General features: G+C 36.3%; 1 protein-coding gene. It reads right to left on the bottom strand.

Annotated elements, in window-relative coordinates:
• Window positions 1-219 precede the first annotated feature (219 nt).
• Window positions 220-633, bottom strand: a complete 414-nt coding sequence (locus ACY2RU_RS17800) for a hypothetical protein (protein WP_490139833.1) — start codon at window positions 631-633, stop codon at window positions 220-222.
• Window positions 634-663 lie beyond the last annotated feature (30 nt).

Raw genomic sequence — 663 nt, 5'->3', positions numbered from 1 at the left:
AACGTGTTTGTATAATGCCAGTGGCGGTCCTTGGCTCGCTGTGGCTCAACCAAATTTGCGGTAGCAAATGTTGGCAGCGGCGTCGACGCGTGCGACTCGGAAGCCACGGCAAAGCCGTTTACGGGTTTATTCGGTTTATCTAAGATAGTCTTTTTGTGGGAAAATCAATTGATTTAACCAGCTTAGCCATTGGTCTTATACGTTGTTGGCTACTGGCCTTTAGTTTGGATTATTCGAATATCTAAAGAATAAGGAAACTTTTTCACCTGTGTCCATAGTCTGTCTTTTCAGATAGAATTCTATTTTGCTCTTTAGAGAAATACTATCCTTGACAATATACAATTCTGGTTTTTCAATTCCGAAAGTTGTCATTTCGGCAATAATATTCTCATCGGTTCTTTCGACAACTTTATATGACTGATAATACTCGCCAAATTGTTCCGATTGACAAGTGAAAAAATAGGTTTCTTCTTCTTCAGAGTATTTCATTACGCAACCATCAGATTCTGATGTAACCAATTTTTCGTGACCTTCTAATTGCGAAACTATTTCGAATGTATCGAAATTCATTACTTGGATACTTTGAGAGTATACAATTCCTGAAAAAAGGAAGAAGAAATATTTAAAAATCATTTTTTTATTAAATTTTGTTTAGGCTTGTAG

This window comes from Ulvibacter sp. 2305UL32-6 (assembly GCF_058148545.1).
The sequence above is the reverse complement of the archived record's forward strand: the minus strand, read 5'-3'. Positions and strand labels throughout refer to the sequence as shown.